This is a genomic window from Paracoccus yibinensis (genome assembly GCF_030846195.1).
Taxonomy (GTDB): Bacteria; Pseudomonadota; Alphaproteobacteria; order Rhodobacterales; family Rhodobacteraceae; genus Paracoccus; species Paracoccus yibinensis.
On sequence record NZ_JAVCWH010000001.1, the window covers coordinates 350,209 to 367,828 of the forward strand.

The 17,620-nt window shown below is 65.7% G+C and carries 21 protein-coding genes, 1 tRNA gene and 1 pseudogene; 13 read left to right on the plus strand and 10 right to left on the minus strand.

Annotation, left to right across the window (positions count from 1 at the left end; all coding sequences use genetic code 11):
- Positions 1–20 precede the first annotated feature (20 nt).
- From pgeF to lgt, 3 genes are read right to left on the minus strand one after another with little or no spacing between them, the layout of a single operon-like run.
- Entirely contained in the window at positions 21–785 is a 765-nt protein-coding gene (gene pgeF, locus RAH32_RS01785) for a peptidoglycan editing factor PgeF (protein ID WP_306604584.1), read from the minus strand.
- Positions 769–1,827, minus strand: a complete 1,059-nt coding sequence (locus tag RAH32_RS01790) for a class I SAM-dependent methyltransferase (RefSeq protein ID WP_306604586.1) — start codon at positions 1,825–1,827, stop codon at positions 769–771. Before RAH32_RS01790 ends, pgeF begins: the two co-directional genes overlap by 17 nt.
- Positions 1,824–2,711 (minus strand): prolipoprotein diacylglyceryl transferase, encoded by an 888-nt coding sequence (gene lgt / locus RAH32_RS01795; protein WP_306604588.1) that lies wholly within the window; start codon positions 2,709–2,711, stop codon positions 1,824–1,826. Before lgt ends, RAH32_RS01790 begins: the two co-directional genes overlap by 4 nt.
- A 159-nt stretch (positions 2,712–2,870) precedes the next feature.
- On the opposite strand from lgt, the gene RAH32_RS01800 reads away from it, so the two are divergent.
- The gene (locus RAH32_RS01800; RefSeq protein ID WP_234855465.1) at positions 2,871–3,119 is read left to right on the plus strand and encodes an accessory factor UbiK family protein; all 249 of its coding nucleotides are present in this window, start codon (positions 2,871–2,873) and stop codon (positions 3,117–3,119) included.
- Here RAH32_RS01800 and RAH32_RS01805 read toward each other — a convergent pair.
- A complete protein-coding gene (locus tag RAH32_RS01805) occupies positions 3,110–3,415 on the minus strand; it encodes a DUF6476 family protein (protein ID WP_306604591.1) in 306 nt (101 codons plus the stop codon). The two genes, RAH32_RS01800 and RAH32_RS01805, sit on opposite strands and share 10 nt — an antisense overlap.
- Between RAH32_RS01805 and RAH32_RS01810 the strand changes: the two genes are divergently transcribed.
- The 9 genes and pseudogenes from RAH32_RS01810 (at position 3,414) to RAH32_RS01850 (ending at position 10,242) form a co-directional block, all read left to right on the plus strand.
- Positions 3,414–4,436, plus strand: a complete 1,023-nt coding sequence (locus tag RAH32_RS01810; protein WP_306604592.1) for an RluA family pseudouridine synthase — start codon at positions 3,414–3,416, stop codon at positions 4,434–4,436. The two genes, RAH32_RS01805 and RAH32_RS01810, sit on opposite strands and share 2 nt — an antisense overlap.
- 141 nt (positions 4,437–4,577) lie before the next feature.
- The gene (gene rpoH / locus RAH32_RS01815) at positions 4,578–5,486 is read left to right on the plus strand and encodes an RNA polymerase sigma factor RpoH (protein WP_103172871.1); all 909 of its coding nucleotides are present in this window, start codon (positions 4,578–4,580) and stop codon (positions 5,484–5,486) included.
- 90 nt (positions 5,487–5,576) lie between these two features.
- Entirely contained in the window at positions 5,577–6,599 is a 1,023-nt protein-coding gene (locus RAH32_RS01820; RefSeq protein WP_306604596.1) for a hypothetical protein, read from the plus strand.
- Positions 6,600–6,658: 59 nt separating this feature from the next.
- Positions 6,659–6,735: transfer RNA gene (locus RAH32_RS01825), tRNA-Arg, on the plus strand.
- A 201-nt stretch (positions 6,736–6,936) separates the two neighbouring features.
- Positions 6,937–7,050: pseudogene (locus RAH32_RS01830) on the plus strand (IS66 family transposase); the annotation flags it as partial.
- Between the two features lie 316 nt (positions 7,051–7,366).
- The gene (locus RAH32_RS01835) at positions 7,367–7,669 is read left to right on the plus strand and encodes an ArsR/SmtB family transcription factor (protein WP_306604597.1); all 303 of its coding nucleotides are present in this window, start codon (positions 7,367–7,369) and stop codon (positions 7,667–7,669) included.
- A 56-nt stretch (positions 7,670–7,725) separates the two neighbouring features.
- Positions 7,726–8,586, plus strand: a complete 861-nt coding sequence (locus RAH32_RS01840) for an FAD-binding protein (protein ID WP_306604600.1) — start codon at positions 7,726–7,728, stop codon at positions 8,584–8,586.
- Positions 8,549–9,091: an NAD(P)/FAD-dependent oxidoreductase gene (locus tag RAH32_RS01845; protein ID WP_306604602.1), complete on the plus strand. Its 543-nt coding sequence runs from the start codon at positions 8,549–8,551 to the stop codon at positions 9,089–9,091. The genes RAH32_RS01840 and RAH32_RS01845 overlap by 38 nt, the downstream gene beginning before the upstream one ends.
- Before the next feature lie 29 nt (positions 9,092–9,120).
- Complete coding sequence (locus RAH32_RS01850; RefSeq protein ID WP_306604604.1) at positions 9,121–10,242, plus strand: MFS transporter; 1,122 nt, start codon at positions 9,121–9,123, stop codon at positions 10,240–10,242.
- On the opposite strand, the gene arsJ is transcribed toward RAH32_RS01850, so the two are convergent.
- The 3 genes from arsJ to RAH32_RS01865 all read right to left on the minus strand — a co-directional run bounded on the left by arsJ (position 10,229) and on the right by RAH32_RS01865 (position 13,348).
- A complete protein-coding gene (gene arsJ / locus RAH32_RS01855) occupies positions 10,229–11,416 on the minus strand; it encodes an organoarsenical effux MFS transporter ArsJ (protein WP_373429657.1) in 1,188 nt (395 codons plus the stop codon). The two genes, RAH32_RS01850 and arsJ, sit on opposite strands and share 14 nt — an antisense overlap.
- Before the next feature lie 80 nt (positions 11,417–11,496).
- Positions 11,497–12,504 carry an ArsJ-associated glyceraldehyde-3-phosphate dehydrogenase gene (locus RAH32_RS01860; RefSeq protein ID WP_306604608.1) on the minus strand — a complete coding sequence of 336 codons (1,008 nt, stop codon included), beginning with the start codon at positions 12,502–12,504 and terminating at the stop codon, positions 11,497–11,499.
- 4 nt (positions 12,505–12,508) lie between these two features.
- Positions 12,509–13,348, minus strand: a complete 840-nt coding sequence (locus RAH32_RS01865) for a metalloregulator ArsR/SmtB family transcription factor (RefSeq protein WP_306605196.1) — start codon at positions 13,346–13,348, stop codon at positions 12,509–12,511.
- 328 nt (positions 13,349–13,676) lie between these two features.
- Here RAH32_RS01865 and RAH32_RS01870 point away from each other — a divergent pair, with 328 nt between their 5' ends.
- The 3 genes from RAH32_RS01870 to RAH32_RS01880 all read left to right on the plus strand — a co-directional run bounded on the left by RAH32_RS01870 (position 13,677) and on the right by RAH32_RS01880 (position 15,485).
- On the plus strand, positions 13,677–14,675 hold the full coding sequence (locus RAH32_RS01870; protein ID WP_306604610.1) for a permease: 999 nt from the start codon (positions 13,677–13,679) through the stop codon (positions 14,673–14,675).
- 13 nt (positions 14,676–14,688) lie between these two features.
- The gene (locus RAH32_RS01875; RefSeq protein ID WP_306604612.1) at positions 14,689–14,916 is read left to right on the plus strand and encodes a thioredoxin family protein; all 228 of its coding nucleotides are present in this window, start codon (positions 14,689–14,691) and stop codon (positions 14,914–14,916) included.
- Positions 14,917–15,011: 95 nt separating this feature from the next.
- On the plus strand, positions 15,012–15,485 hold the full coding sequence (locus RAH32_RS01880; RefSeq protein ID WP_306604613.1) for a DUF2703 domain-containing protein: 474 nt from the start codon (positions 15,012–15,014) through the stop codon (positions 15,483–15,485).
- A gap of 54 nt (positions 15,486–15,539) precedes the next feature.
- On the opposite strand, the gene arsH is transcribed toward RAH32_RS01880, so the two are convergent.
- Genes arsH through RAH32_RS01895 form a run of 3 tightly spaced genes read right to left on the minus strand, consistent with a single transcriptional unit; the run spans position 15,540 to position 17,592 of the window.
- Complete coding sequence (gene arsH, locus RAH32_RS01885; protein WP_306604615.1) at positions 15,540–16,256, minus strand: arsenical resistance protein ArsH; 717 nt, start codon at positions 16,254–16,256, stop codon at positions 15,540–15,542.
- Positions 16,253–17,272 carry an ACR3 family arsenite efflux transporter gene (gene arsB, locus RAH32_RS01890; protein ID WP_306604617.1) on the minus strand — a complete coding sequence of 340 codons (1,020 nt, stop codon included), beginning with the start codon at positions 17,270–17,272 and terminating at the stop codon, positions 16,253–16,255. The genes arsH and arsB overlap by 4 nt, the downstream gene beginning before the upstream one ends.
- Complete coding sequence (locus tag RAH32_RS01895; RefSeq protein ID WP_306604619.1) at positions 17,269–17,592, minus strand: ArsR/SmtB family transcription factor; 324 nt, start codon at positions 17,590–17,592, stop codon at positions 17,269–17,271. Before RAH32_RS01895 ends, arsB begins: the two co-directional genes overlap by 4 nt.
- Between the last annotated feature and the right edge of the window lie 28 nt (positions 17,593–17,620).

A 17,620-nucleotide genomic window follows, 5' to 3' on the forward strand; every position in this document is an offset into this window, starting at 1 on the left:
GACCGGAAGACCCGCCCGGGTCACAGCGTGATGGCCGAGATCAGCCTGCCGTAATCGGCCTTGCTCTCGTGCGTGGCGCGGCGATAGCTGAAGAACTTGTCGGGGTCTGAATAGGTGCAGTGGCCGGACCATTCGGCCTCGACCCCCGCATCGCGCAGCCGCATCAGGCCAAAGGACGGCAGGTCGAACATCGGGCGCCCGTTCGGCCCGCCGCTGAAGAAGCGGTCGTAAGCCGGATCCTCGGCCAGAAAGCTGTCCATGAAGTCAGGCCCGACCTCATAGGCCCGCTGGCTGATGGTGGGGCCGATCACCGCGCGGATGCTGGTGGCGCCAATGGCGCGCATGGCCTCGACCGTTGCCTCGATGATGCCGTCCAGCGCGCCGCGCCAGCCGGCATGGCAAGCACCGATCACGCCCGCCTGCGCATCGGCCAACAGGATCGGCTGGCAATCCGCCGTCAGCACCGCAAGGGCGACATCGCGGCGGGCGGTGACGATGCCGTCGGCCTCGGTGCCGGCAATGGTTGGGATGTCGTCGGCTTCGGTCAGGGTGACAACGTCCGCCGAATGGACCTGCTTCACCGTCGCCAGCGCATTCGCAGGCACGCCCATGGCAGTTGCGACGCGGGCGCGGTTCAAGGCCACCACCTCGGTCTGGTCGGTAGACCTGCGGCCGCAGTTCAGACCCGCGAACAGACCCGATGAAGCCCCGCCCTTGCGGGTGAAGAACCCATGGCGGACATCGCGAAGAAGGGGATGTGTCAGGATCTCAAGCGTGGTCTGCATGAAGCCTCAGCGCGTCAAATCCGGGCACCGGGGGCGCCCCTTTCGGCCAGATGGCCATGGCCTTGAACAGGTGACCCATTTCGTCCGGGTGGGTCAAGCGCCGAAGCGCCGCCATCGCGCCCCCGTCGCCCGCCGCAGCCAGCCGTTCCGCCCGCTGCGCCGCGCCCAGCGACAGAAGCCAGTCCCCCTGGTGGATGGGACGAGAGGCGACCGCCCCCGCCCGGATCGCCGCCGCGGCAAGCGGCGCGAAATCGACATGGGCGGTCAGGTCGGCCTCGCCCGGACATGCCAGCGGATCCTCGGGGGCGTGGTTGCGCAGGGCCTGGAAGGTGTCGCCATACCCGTTCCAGCCGCCGTAATCGACGAAGATCGCCGCCCCGCCATGGCCGGCGATGCGGCGGGCGATGCCCTCGACAATGGCGGGCGCGGCGGGACATTCCTCGACCACGTCGCCGGGCTGGCCATCGCGGGGCAACTGCACCACGGGGCCGAGGCCAAGGCGCAGGCCTTCATCCGCCAGGCCGACCATGCGTTCGCACCAGCCGTCGGGAATGCGCTGGTATTGCCGGATCGGCAGGGCGTCGAAAAACTCGTTCGCCATCAGGAACAAGGGCTTCTCTGGCAGTTCCTCGACAGTGTCGAGATGCGCTACTGCCCCAAGCCTGTCCCGCTGGATCTGCCGCAGATGCGGGGAAGCCTCGATCAGCGCGACTTCCACCGCCTCACCCATGCCGGGCGCCTTGCGGATCGCGCGCAGCATGTCGGCCATCAGCGTGCCGCGCCCCGGCCCGATCTCGGCCAGGGTGAAGGGCGCGGGGCTGCCCTGGTCCATCCAGGCCTGGGCCAGGGCCAGGCCGCACAGTTCCCCGAACATCTGGTGGATCTCGGGCGCGGTGGTGAAATCGCCCTGGACGCCGAAGGGATCGCGCGTGGCATAGTAGCCGTATCGCGGATGCAGCAGGCAGATTTCCATGTAATCGGCCAGCGTGATCGGCCCCGTGGCCCGAATGCGCACTGCGATGATTTCGGCCAGGGGCGTCATGCGGGGGCAGCCACGGCCGGGCGGCGCATCGCGCGCCCAATGAAGAACAGCCCGACCAGCACCATCGGCAGCGACAGAAGCTGGCCCATGGTCAGCCCGATCACCGGACCGCCAACGACATGGCCCAGCGGGTTGTCGGGGGTGATGAACTGCACATCGGCCACGCGAAACAGTTCCACGAACATCCGCGCCAGCCCGTATCCGGCCAGAAAGACACCAAAGGCCAACCCCGGACGGCGCAGGCCGCCGCTGCGGACCAGTGCGAACAGGATCAGGCCCAGCAGCAGCCCTTCAAGCCCCGCCTCGTAAAGCTGGCTGGGGTGGCGGGCGCAGGGACCGACCACGCCGGGGCAGGTCTGCGCGGCCTCGCCCGGGAAGATGACGCCCCAGGGCAAGTCCATAGGGCGGCCCCACAGTTCGGCGTTGATGAAGTTCGCGATGCGCCCGAAGAAGAGGCCGATGGGCGCAACCACCGCCATGGCGTCGGCCAGCCGCAGGGTCGGAATGCCGTTCGCGCGGCAGAAGGCCCAGGTCGCAACGATCACCCCCGCGAAGCCGCCGTGGAAGCTCATGCCGCCCTGCCAGACCTTGATGATCTCGGCCGGGTTGGCAAGGTAGAAGCCCGGCTCGTAGAACAGCACGAAGCCCAGGCGGCCGCCAAGGATCACGCCCAGGATCACCCAGGTCAGCAGGTCGTCCACCCGGTCGGCAGCCATCGGCGCGCGGTCGCCCCAGATGCGGTCGCGCCGCATCATCGCCACGATGATCCGCCAGCCGATCAGCAGCCCTGCGAGATAGGCAAGGGCATACCACCGCAGCGACAGGGTCAATCCGCCCAGATGGATGGTAAAGATCTCAGGGGCGATATTCGGAAAAGGGATCATGGGGCCTCGGCTTCTGCGCCGCGCACGCTAGTCAGCGGGAACGCCGTGTCAACACGCCCCCACGTGGCGGCAACGTGCATTCGCAGCATCGCCCGCATTGAACCCCGCGGCCGTCCGGCCCATATAGGACGGCAACGACGCATCAGGGGCGAAGGCCAAATGACCACGCAAAACAAGTTCTTTGACGACATCTCGAAGCTGATGACCAATGCCATGGGCGTGGCCCACGGCGCCAAGTCCGAGGCTGAAACCGCGATGAAGGGGTGGATCGACCGCTGGCTGGCGGATCGCGACTTCGTGACCCGAGAGGAGTTCGAGGCCGTGCGCGAGATGGCGATCAAGGCCCGGACCGAGAATGCCGAGTTGAAGGCCCGGCTGGACGCGATGCAGGCGGGCCGTCAGGGCTGAACCCGGTCGCGCAGCGCGCCGGAACGGTCAAACAGCAGCACCTCGCCCGCGTCTGTGACGACGACGATCCAGTCGCGGGCGAAGGTGACGGCCTGGGCCTGCGCGCCATCCGGCAACGCGATTGCATCCGGCAGATCGGGAAGCGTCGGCTGGCCCAGGCGCAGCCACAGCAGCGCGACGATGGCGATCATGCCCAGGCCCATGACCAGGGCCAGCCCTGTCACCAGCCAGCGCAGCAGCCGCAGTTCCGGCACCGCTTTCGCAGCCGTTTTCCAGTCGCTATCATCCTGATCCATGTCGAACCTTGTCGTCACCATCCCGGCCAATCCGCCAGACCGTCTTGATAAGGCGCTTGCCCTTGCGGTGCCAGAGGCGGCGGCCCTGTCGCGGTCGCGCCTGGCGCGGCTGATCGCGGATGGCGCGGTCAGCGGTCCCGATGGCGTGGTCCGTGACGGCAAGGCCCGCGTGGCCGAGGGGCAGGACTATCTGATCCACGTTCCCGAACCCGAACCCGTGGAAACCCGCCCCGAGGCGATCCCCCTGGTTATCGCCTTCGAGGACGACGACCTGATCGTGATCGACAAGCCCGCAGGCATGGTCGTCCACCCCGCACCGGGATCGCCAAACGGCACGCTGGTCAACGCGCTGCTGGCCCATTGCGGCGACACGCTGTCCGGGATCGGCGGCGAAAGGCGGCCGGGCATCGTGCATCGGATCGACAAGGACACGTCGGGCCTGTTGGTGGTCGCCAAGTCCGACCGCGCCCATCACGGTCTGGCCGCCCAGTTCGAATCGCATACGGCACAACGCCGGTATCTGGCGCTGGCCCATGGGGTGATCGACGGGGCGGATGCCCGGTTGCGCGGCACGCCCGGCGTCAGCTTCGAGGACGGCGGAGTGCTGAAGATCACCTCGCGCCTGACGCGCCATGCGACGGACAGGCAGCGGCAGGCGGTCTATTTCGACAAGGGCCGGCACGCGGTGACGCGGGCGCGGATGCTGGAACGGTTTGGCAATCCTCCCTCCGCGATGCTGGTGGAGTGCCGTCTGGAAACCGGCCGGACCCATCAGATCAGGGTCCACATGGCCCATGCGGGATTGGGGCTGATCGGTGACCAGGTTTATGGCGGGGCGCGACGGGCCTCCATCAAGACGCTGGGGCCGGTCGCCGCCGATATCGCGGCCTTTCCACGCCAGGCGCTGCACGCCGCCCATCTGGGTTTCGATCACCCCGTCAGCGGACAGCCGCTGTCATTCGACAGCCCCTTGCCGGATGACATTCAAGGTCTGCTGGACCGGCTGCGGGCCGTGTCATGACGCAATCGTGAAGCGCCGCCACTGGTCCGTTCACGTTTTCAAAACAGAATGATACCACAAGCGTCGCCTGGGGTTGCAACGGCAAGCCGGAACCCTGCACTTGCAGGTTGCGTTCCCCGCATAGCTGCGAAAGGCCACAACATGGCAAATTATGGAAATCTTCCCGCCCCAAGCCCCGAACAGGGGCTGAACCGCTATCTGCAGGAGATCCGTAAGTTTCCCCTGCTGGAGCCGGAAGAGGAATACATGCTGGCAAAGGCCTGGGCCGATCACCAGGACAGCGAGGCTGCGCACAGGCTGGTGACGTCCCACCTGCGCTTGGCGGCCAAGATCGCCATGGGTTACCGCGGATACGGGTTGCCCCAGGCCGAGGTGATTTCCGAAGCCAACGTGGGCCTGATGCAGGCCGTCAAGCGGTTCGATCCCGAACGGGGCTTCCGACTGGCGACCTATGCGATGTGGTGGATCCGGGCATCGATCCAGGAATACATCCTGCGGTCCTGGTCCCTGGTCAAGATGGGCACCACGAGCGCGCAGAAGAAGCTGTTCTTCAACCTGCGCAAGGCCAAGTCGCGCATCGGCGCGCTGGAGGAAGGCGATCTTCGCCCCGAAAACGTCGCCCAGATCGCCAACGACCTGAATGTGACGGAACAGGAAGTCATCGACATGAACCGCCGCCTGTCGGGCGGGGACGCGTCGCTGAACGCCACAGTCGGCAGCGGCGAGGGCGAATCCGCGTCCCAGTGGCAGGACTGGCTGGAGGACGAGGACGCCAATCAGGCCGAAGCCTTTGCCGAATCCGAGGAGCTGGATACCCGCCGCCAGATGCTGATGCAGGCCATGGACGTGCTGAACGACCGTGAAAAGGATATCCTGATCGAACGTCGCCTGCGCGACGATCCCCTGACGCTGGAGGATCTGTCGTCGCGCTATGACGTGTCGCGCGAACGCATCCGCCAGATCGAGGTGCGCGCCTTCGAGAAGCTGCAGGACCGGATGCGCGTCCTGGCCCGCGACAAGGGCATGAGGGTGCCCGACACCGCACTGTAGTAGTCGGGCGTCCCGCCGCGGACTGGCGGGCGCGATTGACCTGCCGGGCGCGGTCGCTATGGTCCAAGGCAGGCTTGCAGATCAGACAAGATGACCGCGCTTACGGATTTTCAACGGCTCGAAGCCCAAGGCTCGTGGCGCTCTGCGCCCGATGCGCCGTTGCGCGAGGTGATCGTCTCCGTCGGCGAGGCGACGCTGGTCCTGTCCGACCCCAGGACCGACCGGCCATTGTCCCATTGGTCGCTGCCTGCCGTGGTCCAGTTGAACCCCGGCGACATGCCCGCGATCTATGCCCCCGGCATCGAGGGTGCCGATGAAACCGTGGCCATCGACGATCCGCTGATGATCCAGGCGATCACCCGCGTCCAGGGTGCCGTCGCCAGCCATCGCGCCCACACGGGGCGGCTGCGCAGCGGGCTGATCGTGCTGGCGATTCTGGCTGGCCTGGGGTGGCTGGTCTTCTGGCTTCCCGGGGCCCTGGTCACCCATGCTGCCCGAATCGCGCCACCCGCCCAGGCACGCGACCTGGGCATGGCGATCCTGGCCGATCTGGAACAGGAAGCGGGTGCGGTCTGCCGGCGCGACTCGGGTCAGGCGGTGCTGGACTGGCTGGCGCCGCAACTGCTTGGCGCCGACGCCGCGATCCGTGTCGTCCCCGGCCCTGTCGGGGGCGCTCGCCGCCTGCCGGGCCAGGTCTACGTCATGGGCAGCGACCTTCTGCAAACCGCCCCTGGTCCCGAGGCCGCAGCCGCGCATCTGATCGCGGCCCAACTCGCCACCGCCGACGAAGATTTGCGGCATGCTGCCGTGCATCATGCAGGGCTGCTGGCCTCCTTGGGGCTGATGACGCTGGGCCATTTGCCGGGTGACGCGATGCAAGGCTTTGGCGCGGCGATGCTGCGGGACCCGGCGCCCCGCCCTGCCGACGCCGATCTTCTGGCAGCCTTGGCGGAACGCGGCATCCCGGCGGAGCCCTATGCCCGGACCATCGACCCGACGGGGCAATCGGTGATCCCCCTGATCGAGGGCGATCCGTTCCGCGATGCACCCCCTGCCCGACCGCTTCTGACCGACGAGCAGTGGCTGGCCCTGCAACAGATCTGCGCGGGCTGACGGCCCCATATCGTTTTCGCCGTTGCGCCCCGCCCCCGCTGCGGTTATCACCGCCCCAGGCACCCGTAGCTCAGCTGGATAGAGCGCTGCCCTCCGAAGGCAGAGGCCAGGGGTTCGAATCCCTTCGGGTGCGCCATTAAAATCAGGATCTTGGAAGAAAATCGGCGGCTCTAGGTTTGTCGATCGCAATGTTTGCCCAAGGAAACCTAAATTCATGCTCGGTGATCAGGCTTTGATTTGAGGAGATCACCAGCCTTTCCCGCTGTCTTTTTCGTTCGACGACTGCCCGGATTGGCTGGCACCAAGTCCTTGAGGATGAAACTTTCGCGCCAAAACCTTCCTGGGCGACGGCCGCGTCGAGATCGACTCCAACAGTATCGAAAACCTGATCAGGCCGATTTCCTTGACCTGCAAGAATGCGCTCTTCGCCGGTCATGACAGAGCGGCCGATCCTGTTCTCATGTCGCATTCCTTATCGCCACCGCAAAGGCTAACGGTCGCGCGACATAGGCAGGTGCAGCGAGATGCTCCTCTCAAAGCGGCCTTCCCTGATGGGTAAGTTAAATGACATGAGCTACTGATGGCAGGGACACTCTGACTTCCCACTTGCTCGCCGTAGGCGTGGCTCTGACCGGCTCCCCTGCGCTCCTGCCTTCTGGAGACGGATTATTGAACCACGCCGACGGTGCGGAATCCTCGTGCCCTTGGCGCTCAACGGTTGACCAATTATTTCGATTATTCTAGTAATATTGTTTAAGGAGTTCTTCATGGATATCGATGTGGCCGCCTCCCGCCTTGCTGCGCTTGGCAATCCAACACGGCTACGACTTTACCGGCTGCTTGTCCGGGCCGGCGATCCGGGGCTGTCGGTGGGACAGATTCAGGAAGGGCTAGGCATCCCGGCCTCGACCCTGTCTCACCATTGCCGCGCCCTGGTTCAGGTTGAACTGATCCAGCAGGAGCGGGTTGGCACCTCCCTGATCTGCCGGACGAACTATCCTGTCATGCGCGGGCTGATCGACGATCTGGCGACGGAATGCTGCGCCGATGCCTGCGCCCCAAGGACCTGACCCATGCCCTTGCGCGCACCACATCTCGATATTCCTAACATAAAGGGGGATGTGTGATGACAAGGACAGTTGCCATTCTTGGCGCGGGACCGGTCGGGCTGGCAGCGGCGGCGCATGTGCTGGAACGCGGGATGCGGCCGCTGATCCTGGAACAGGGCGCTGAGGTCGGTCATTCCGTGCGGGCCTGGGGTCATGTGCCGATGTTCTCGAACTGGCGATCCAGTATTCGCGCGGCGGCAGCGCGGCGGCTGGAGCATGCGCGCTGGCAAGCGCCCGATCCCGAGGCGTATCCGACTGGCGCAGAGCTGGTGGAGGACTACCTCCAACCGCTCGGTCAAACGCTTGCCCCCTGGCTGCGCTTTGAACGCCATATCGTGGCGGTCTCCCGGGAGGGGATCGACAAGGTCAACAATGCGGGCCACGGCACAACGCCGTTCATGATCGACACCGAAGGCGCAACGGGCGAGGCGCGGAATGGTGCCGATGCGGTGACAGACGCAACCGGCACCTGGTTCCAGCCGAACCCCGGCGGTGCCGGCCGTCCTGTGCCGGGCGAGTTGGGCCATCTCCGATTCGGGTACGGCATGCCGGACGTCACAGGACAGGAACAGGCGCGCCGTGGGGGCAAGCGGGTCGCGGTGCTGGGTGGCGGCCATTCCGCCATGGGGACGCTGATCGCGCTGTCGAACCTGTCCGGCACGTCGCCAATCTGGCTTTGCCGCGCTTCCACGACAACTCGGGCACGGGGCGGCGGCGCGGCGGACCGGCTCGCGGCCCGCGGTGTGCTCGGCACCGGCATGGCGAGGTCGGTGGACGGCGGCGGCATTCGGCTTGAAAAGCGGGTTTCATCTTGCCGCCGTCTAAGGGACCACCCCGCTGATGGCCGTATCGGATGGCGGGGTCATCGAGGTGGATGAGTTGATCATCGCGACCGGCTTTTGTCCTGACCTGTCGTTCCTGCGCGAGCTTCGGGTCGCGCTCGGCCCGGCGCTGGAATGCCCGCCCGCTCTGGCCCCCCTGATCGACCCGAACCTCCACTCCTGCGGAACGGTGCATCCGCATGGCGCCGCAGAACTGGCACATCCAGAGCCGGGGTTCTACATTGCCGGAATGACGTCCTATGGCCGGGTGCCGACGTTCCTGTTGGCCACCGGACATGAGCAGGTCCGCTCGATCGTCACTGCCATTGCAGGGGATCCCGAAGCCGCCGCCCGGACAGAGCTTGTCCTGCCGGAGATCAGCGTTTGCAGCAACCCCGGTTCACGGGCCGCAAAGGCAGTCACCACCACCTGCTGCGGCGGCCCGGCCCGGACGCGTGCCGATGCCTGCTGTGCCGAAGACGAAGCGGCCAAGGACGGCGGCGCGTCGGGCTGCGGCTGCGGCACCTTGGTTAAGTCCGCGAAAGTCGCCGTATGCTGTTGAGACTATCGCCGGCCAGGCGGGGCGCGGTCGTGACCTGCCTTGGCACGGCGCAGACCATTGGCTGGGCCGCCAGCTATTACATCCCTGCGGTTCTGGCGGCACCAATGGCGGCCAGCTTTGGCTTGTCGACGGTCTGGGTCTTCGGCGCCTTCTCCATGGCGATGATCGTCTCGGCGATCATTGGTCCCTGGGCAGGTGCGCGGATCGACCGGATCGGCGGGCGGGGCGTGCTGATGTTGTCGAACCTCGTCTTTGCCGCTGGCCTGGCTCTGCTGGCCGTGGCGCCGTCGCCAGCGGTTCTGTTCCTGGGATGGGCGGTCGTGGGGCTGGGCATGGGGATGGGGCTTTATGAGGCTGCCTTTGCCGCGCTGGCCGGCATCTATGGCCGTGCCGCGCGCGGCCCGATCACCGGCATCACCCTGATCGCCGGATTTGCCAGCACTGTGGGCTGGCCCCTGTCCGGGCTTATGCTGGCCACCTGGGGCTGGCGCGAGGCCTGCCTGGGATGGGCGCTGATCCACCTGGGCGTCGCACTGCCGCTGAACGCACTTTTGCCCAAGGGGACGGCACGGATCACCGCATCGGCGCCGGCAGAACCCGAGGGTCCACCGCCACCTCGCCTTGCCTTGTGCCTGCTGGCCTTCGTCTTTGCGGCCACTTGGTTCAACTCCACTGCCATGGCGGCCCATCTGCCGGGCCTGTTGCAGGCATCGGGAGCCAGCCCGGCGGTTTCGATTGCAGCGGGCGCCCTGATCGGCCCGGCACAGGTCGCGGCACGGATGATCGAATTCGGGCTTCTGCGCCGGTTCCATCCGCTGGCTTCGGCCCGGCTGGCGGCGTTTTCCCACCCGATTGCGGCGATCTGCCTGACGACCTTCGGCGGACCTGCGGCCTATGCCTTTGCCATACTCCATGGGGCGGGCAATGGTATCCTGACCATCGCCAAGGGAACGCTGCCCCTCGCGCTGTTCGGAGCGGCAGGCTATGGCGCGCGCCTTGGCTGGCTGAATGCGCCTGCGCGCGTGCTCCAGGCAGCGGCGCCATTGCTGTTTGGCGCGGCTTTGACAGGCTGGGGCGCCTCGGCGATCTGGTTGACGGCGGCGATAGGCCTTATGGCGACGCTGGCACTTTTCTTCCTCAGACGGAACTGAGCCGCCGCGCGGCGAGCCAACTGGCAAGCGCCATCACCCCGGCGGTGACGAGGCATAGCGGCAACCCGCCAAGCTGGTAGCTGAGTCCCGACAGCAGCGTGCCGAGCAGGCGCCCCGCCGCATTGGCCATGTAGTAAAAGCCCACGTCCCGCGTGATCCGTTCCGCCGATCCGAAGGCGAGGATCAGGTAGGAATGGACCGAAGAGTTGACGGCGAAGACAAAACCGAAAGCCAGAAGCCCGGTGATCAGCGTCCCCGTCAGCCAGACCGACGGCCCGCCCGAGGTCCATGCCGCCCCCGCCAGCAGGAACGGGATCGGCACCAGCAAGCCAGACCAGAAGATCGCCTTGCGGGTCGTCTCGGTCTCGGGCTGACCCTTGCCCCCCAGAAGGCGCGGGGCAAAGGCCTGCACGGCGCCATAGGCGATGAGCCAGACCGCAAGGAAGCTGCCGATCAGGAAGAACGCCTCGCGCCGCCCCTCGACAGTGCCGTCCGAGAGCACCGACTGGAAATAGACCGGCACGCCCACGACGAACCAGACATCGCGGGCGCCGAAGAGAAACATGCGCGCAAGGCTGAGGCGGTTGACGCGTGTGTCGTTCGACCGCCAGCCGCTCCAAGCCTCGTCGGACTTCATGCGGCCGGGCAGGCCTGCGGGCAGGAACAGGACGACCGCAATCAGGATCAGGGACAGCATCCCGGCCATGCCCCAGACCGCCCCCTGGAACCCGGCGAAGGCCAGCAGCGCCGCGCCGACGAAGAAGCCCAGGCCCTTGACCGCGTTCTTCGACCCGGTCAGCGCCGCAACCCATCGGAACAGCCCACCGTTCCCCTGCGGCGCCAGAAGCTTGACGGCGGATTTCGACGACATCTTGGCCAGATCCTTGGCCACCCCCGACACGCCCTGCACTGCCATGACAAAAGCGCCAGATGCCGCGACACCCCATCCGGGGTCCAGTTGCGCCAGTGCGGCTAACGCCCCGATCTGCAGCGCCAACCCGCCATAAAGCGTCGCAGCCAACCCGAACCGGGCGGCCAGCCAGCCGGCGGCCAGGTTGGTGACGATACCCGCGATCTCGTAAAGCAGGAACAGCCAAGCCAGTTGCACGGGCGTGAAGCCCAGCGTGTTGAAGTGCAGCAGCACCAGCATCCGCAGGGCGCCGTCCGACAGCATGAAGGCCCAGTAGGCCGCCGTCACGGCCGCGTAGGCGCGCAAGGGATTGGGCGGTGGGGCAGCCCGGCTCACGGCGGTGCTCACAACGCCCCCGCGACCATGCGCACGATGTCGGCCAACCGGCAGGCATAGCCCCATTCGTTGTCATACCAAGCGTAGATCTTCACCTGCGTTCCGTCGATCACCATCGTGGAAGGCCCGTCGATGATCGACGAGCGCGGATCGTTGGTGAAGTCGCAGGACACCAGCGGCCGCGTCTCATAGCCGAGGATGCCTTTCAGCGGCCCCTCGGCCGCGGCGGCGAACAGGGCGTTCACCTCCTCGGCCGTTGTTGCCCGCTCCACCTCGAACACGCAGTCGGTCAGCGAAGCGTTCAGAAGCGGCACCCGCACCGCATGGCCGTTCAGGCGGCCCTTGAGTTCGGGATAGATCAGCGTGATCGCCGTGGCGCTGCCCGTTGTCGTGGGGATCAGGTTCATCAGGGCCGACCGCGCCCGGCGCATGTCCTTGGCGGGGCGGTCCACGATGGTCTGTGTGTTGGTGACATCGTGGATGGTCGTGATCGAGCCGTGGCGGATGCCAAGCGCTTCGTGGATCACCTTCACCACCGGGGCCAGGCAATTCGTGGTGCAGGAGGCCGCCGTGATCAGCGTCTGAGAGCCGTCGTAAAGATCGTGGTTCACCCCATAGACCAAGTTCAGCGCGCCCCTATCCTTGACCGGCGCGCTGACGACCACCTTCTTCACGCCGGCCGCGTAATAGGGTGCCACCTTGGCAGCGGTCTTGAACACGCCGGTGCAGTCGATCACCAGATCGACGCCCAACTCGGCCAGCGGCAGCGCCTCGATGGTCTTCTCATGCGTCAGGCGGATGGCGCGGCCATCCAGCACAAGCGCGTCCTCCTGATGGCTGACCGGCGTGCGCCAGCGGCCATGGACCGAGTCGAACTCCATCAGCAGCGCGTGCTGTTCGGCATTACCCCTCGGATCGTTCAGAAGCACGATCTCGCCAGCGGCACCGGTGTCGATCAGGTCGCGCAGGACAAGTTTTCCGATGCGGCCAAGGCCGTTCAGGGCGATGCGCGGCATGGGGTCAGCCTTTCACGGGAAGTTCGGTGCCGATGGCGTCGACATGGGCTTGCAGGGACATCCGGCTCAGGCTGGCGAAGGGCAGTTCAACGAACGCTTCCACCCGGCGGCGCAGTGCCGCGTAGGTTTGCGTGAAGGCAAGCGCCTTTCCCGCATCCGAACCAGTGGCCTTTGCAGGGTCCGGCAGCCCCCAGTGCCCGGTGATCGGCTGGCCCGGCCAGGGCGGGCACTCCTCGGCCGCTGCCGTGTCGCAAACGGTGAAGACGAAATCCATCACCGGCGCGTCCGGCTGCTGGAATTCCGAGACGTGCTTGGAGCGCAGCCCGACGGTGTCGTGGCCGTTGCGCGCCAGGACATCCAGGGCGAAGGGGTTGAGCGCGGTGCCAGGCTGCGTGCCGGCCGAGAGGGCCTGAAACTTGCCGCGGCCCAGATCGCGCAGCAGCGCCTCGGCAAAGATCGAACGGGCGGAGTTGCCCGAGCAGATGAACAGCACGTTGAACACGGTATCGCGCATGGCAGCGTCCTTTCGAGAGGTCAGCAAGGGGGCAAGAAGGTCGGGCCGGGCCCGGCCCACATCGAGGGCGAGGTAGCCGATCAGCCCCTCGGCCGTACCCAGATCGACTGCGTAGAACAGCGATCGCCCCTGACGCTCGACCTGCACCAGGCCGGAGGCGGTGAGGTCGGAAAGGTGATGGGACAGCGTGTTCTGCTTCAACCCGAGCGCCTCGGCAATCTCTGTCGGGCGCACGCCTCGGGGCGCGAAGCGCATCAGCAGGCGGAACACGGCTAAGCGGTCGGGATGGCCAAGAGTGGCAAAAGCAAGAGTGGCATGTTTGTTTTCCATAGTTCCTGATTTGCGGAAATCTGTTTCTGTGTCCAGTGAAGCTTTGGTGACACTTTGGCTGCGACCCCCTTCCGAAGACTGATCAGGATCAAGGCGGCGAGCCACTGAATGTGCGCAGATGCGCGTGTGGCGATATCTGAAGAGCATAGGGAATGATCGTGACGATCCTGAGGGCCGTGCTTGATCCGACCTTCGCGACCCGGAGCCGGATCAGGCGGCATATGCAGGTCATGACGCAGCTCCGGTCGCTGGTGATCCGGCGAGACGCGCCTTCGGCGCCCTGTCTGAACCCTGGTCACCTCGCGCCGGTTGCCCAGGAGACTGAGGCATGAGTGTCTTCGGGTGGATCAACGACCAGTTCCTGCGGATGACCTGGCTCAATGATCTGGTTGGCCAGGGGGTAGCCGGCATCGGCCTTGACCCCGCTTCGCGGCTTGGCGGGTCGGTGCAGTTCTTCGTCTATGACGTGATCAAGATCTTCCTGCTGCTGTCAGTGCTGATCTTTGCCATCTCCTATGTGCAAAGCCACTTTCCGCCCGAACGGACACGGGCCATGCTGGGTGGACGCTCTGGCCTTGGGGCAAATGTCCTTGCCGCACTGCTGGGCACGTTGACTCCCTTTTGCTCCTGCTCGTCAATCCCGCTCTTCATCGGCTTCACGGCCGCGGGATTGCCGCTGGCGATCACCTTTTCCTTTCTGATCTCCTCGCCCCTCGTAGACCTGGCCTCGGTGATCCTGCTCGCCTCGATCTTCAACTGGCCCACCGCCCTGGCCTATGTGGCAGTCGGGCTGGCTGTGGCGGTCCTTGGCGGCACGGTCATCGGGAAGCTGGGAATGAAGAACCAGGTTGCCGACTTCGTGCGGACGGTTCCTGTTTCCGGGAACGTCGAAACGATGACCCGCCGGCAGCGGGTGGCCTATGCCCGCGATCAGGTGGCCGAGATCATCCACCGGGTCTGGCCCTATGTGCTGATCGGTATCGGCATCGGGGCCGCGATCCACAACTGGATCCCGCAAGACACCATCACGGCCCTGCTGGGCCAGGACAAGTGGTGGGCCGTGCCGCTGGCCACCGTGGTCGGCATCCCCATGTATGCCGACATCTTCGGCACCCTGCCGATCGCCGAGGCGCTTGTCGGAAAGGGCGTGGGGCTGGGCACGGTGCTGGCCTTCATGATGGCGGTGACGGCGCTGTCCCTGCCCTCGATGATCATGCTCAAGCGTGTGGTGAGAATGCCGCTCCTGTTGACCTTCATCGGCGTGGTCAGCACGGGCATCCTGACCATCGGCTTTGCCTTCAACGAAATCACCCACTGGTTCATCTGACAGGAGACCTGCCATGATCATCAAGATCCTCGGATCTGGCTGCAAGAAATGCATAGCCCTCGGGGAAAACGCCAAAACCGCCGCTGCAGCGGTGGGCAAGGAGGCCGAGATCGTCAAGGTCACCGACATAGCCCAGATCGCTGCCTATGGCGTGATGTCGACGCCCGGTCTGGTGGTCGACGAAAAGGTCCTTTCGACCGGCAAGGTGCTGACTGCCGAAGAAATAGGAAAGCTGCTCTGAGGAAAGGGGACGCCTGCACCCGCCCGGCGTCAAGGGGCGCTGCTGTTTCGGAACCGGCTGCCTGCAGGGCAGCCCATGATGATGAGGGCCACAAGATGCGCACACTCCCGATTGTCTGGCAGCGGCTGGTCGGCACGCGGGGCACGACCTGTCCCCGGTGCCATGCCACGGGCAACGAGGTCAGGCGCGCCGTTGCGCAGCTTCGCACGGCTCTGGAGCCCCTGGGAATTGAGCCCGTGCTTGAAGAGCGGAGGATTGATCAGGCTGCGTTCCTGCAGGACCCGCTGCAATCGAACCAGGTGCTGATCTCGGGCAAGCCGCTGGATGAATGGCTTGGTGGCCAGACCGGCAGCAGCCGGTGTTGCAACGAATGCGGCGACAGGGATTGCCGCACCCTGGAGGTTGAAGGCCAAACCTACGACACCATCCCGGAAGACTTGGTGATCCGTGCGGGGCTGATCGCGGCAACGTACTTGCCCGAGGCCCTGTGCGAACAGGCCTGCTCTGCGGCGTGTTGCGATGCAGCGAAAGCGCCTCGCGATGCTGCCGCGGGACCCAGACAGGGTTGAAGTCGCCTTCGCAGGAGTGTCTGCCGCGTCTCGCAGGGGGCGGCTCCTGATCCCTCAGGTGGCGGCCGACAGGTTCACCCGCTTCGTCAGCGCCTCAGCGTTTTCCTTGCGCTCGGAGTAGCGGTCCACGAGGTAGTCGGCCCGGTCGCGAGTGAGCAGCGTGAACTTCATCAGTTCCTCCATCACGTCGACGATGCGGTCGTAAAGCGGCGAGGGGCGCATCCGCCCCGCCTCGTCGAACTCCTGAAACGCCTTTGGGACCGAGGACTGGTTGGGGATGGTCAGCATCCGCATCCAGCGGCCCAGGACGCGCATCTGGTTCACCGCGTTGAAGCTCTGCGAGCCGCCGGACACCTGCATGACGGCAAGCGCCTTGCCCTGGGTCGGCCGCACGGCACCCTCCGACAGCGGGATCCAGTCGATCTGGGTCTTCAACAGGCCGGACATCGCGCCATGGCGTTCGGGCGAGGACCAGACCATTCCCTCGCACCAGGCCACCAGATCACGCAACTCGCGCACCTTGGGATGTGCGGCATCCACACCGTCATCGACGAGCGGTAGGCCGGATGGGTTGAAGAACCGGACCTCTGCGCCCAGACGCGTCAGGATGCGTCCTGCCTCTTCGGCCGCCAGCCGCGAGAAGCTGCGGACGCGGAGCGAGCCATAGAGCAGCAGGATGCGCGGCGGGTGAGCGGCAGGGACGCGGGCAAACAGTCGGTCCGGGTCGATACCGGGAAACAGTGCGTCGTCGATATTGGGCGTATCTGTCATGCGGGAAACCTGTCACGGGTGCGGTTAGCAAAGGCGACCAGCGACAGCATCACCGGCACCTCGACCAGCACGCCGACGACCGTGGCAAGGGCCGCCCCGGAGTTGAGGCCGAAGAGCCCGATGGCCACGGCCACCGCCAGTTCGAAGAAGTTCGATGTCCCGATCAGCGCGCAGGGCGCCGCCACCTTGTGCGGCAGCCGCCACGCCCAAGCCCAGGCATAACCAAGCGCGAAGATGCCATAGGACTGGATCAGGATCGGAATCGCGATCAGCCCGATCAGCAGGGGCTGCGCCAGGATCACCTGTCCTTGAAACCCGAAGAGCAGCACCACGGTGAACAGCAGCCCCAAGACCGAGACAGGCTTGACCCGGGCGGTGAAGTCCGACACCGCGACCTTGCCACCCCCGGCGATCAGCGCCCGCCGCGTCAATGCCCCCGCAATCAGGGGGATGACGATGTAGAGCGCGACCGACAAGATCAGCGTCTCCCACGGCACGTTGATTTCGGTCACACCCAAGAGGAAGGCCACGATCGGCGCAAAGGCCACCACCATGACCAGGTCGTTCACCGAAACCTGCACCAGCGTGTAGTTCGGATCGCCCCGGGTCAGCTGCGACCAGACAAACACCATGGCCGTGCATGGCGCAGCGCCCAGAAGGATCAGCCCCGCGACGTATTCGGGTGCCCGCGCCGGATCGATCAGACCGACGAAGAGGTGGTTGAAGAACAGCACGCCAAGTGCTGCCATGGTGAAGGGCTTGATCAGCCAGTTGATGGCCAGTGTGATGACCAGTCCCTTCGGGCGCCGCCCCACATCCTTCAGCGAACCGAAGTCGATCGCGATCATCATCGGGTAGACCATGGCCCAGATCAGCATTGCGACAACCAGATTGACCGAGGCATATTCCAGACCGGCCAGAACCGCAAAGAGACCGGGCACGATGTTGCCCAAGATCAGGCCCGCAAGAATGCACAAGGCGACCCAGAGGGTCAGCCAGCGTTCAAAGAGGCTCATGACGTTTCTTCCCGGCCCGGCACCCCGCAAACGTCACCCACAGGTGGGGTCAGCATGTCGATGAAGGCGACAAGAGGCTGAAGCGCGCCCGGGTTGAGTGCGTAGCAAATGCGTGGACCGGCGATGTCCCCAGTGATGACGCCTGCTGTCTTGAGAATGCGCAGGTGCTCAGACACCGTGGATTGCGCCAGGCCCACGGCATCCACGATCTCGCCGCCAATACAGCCGGGCGTTGCCAGCAGGAGTCGCAGGATACGCAGCCGCGCGGGGTGCGCAAGTGCCTTGGCCAGTTCGGAGAGTTCGAGATCCTGGTCCTGCATCCACTGCCTCTAATTCGTTAATCGTCGA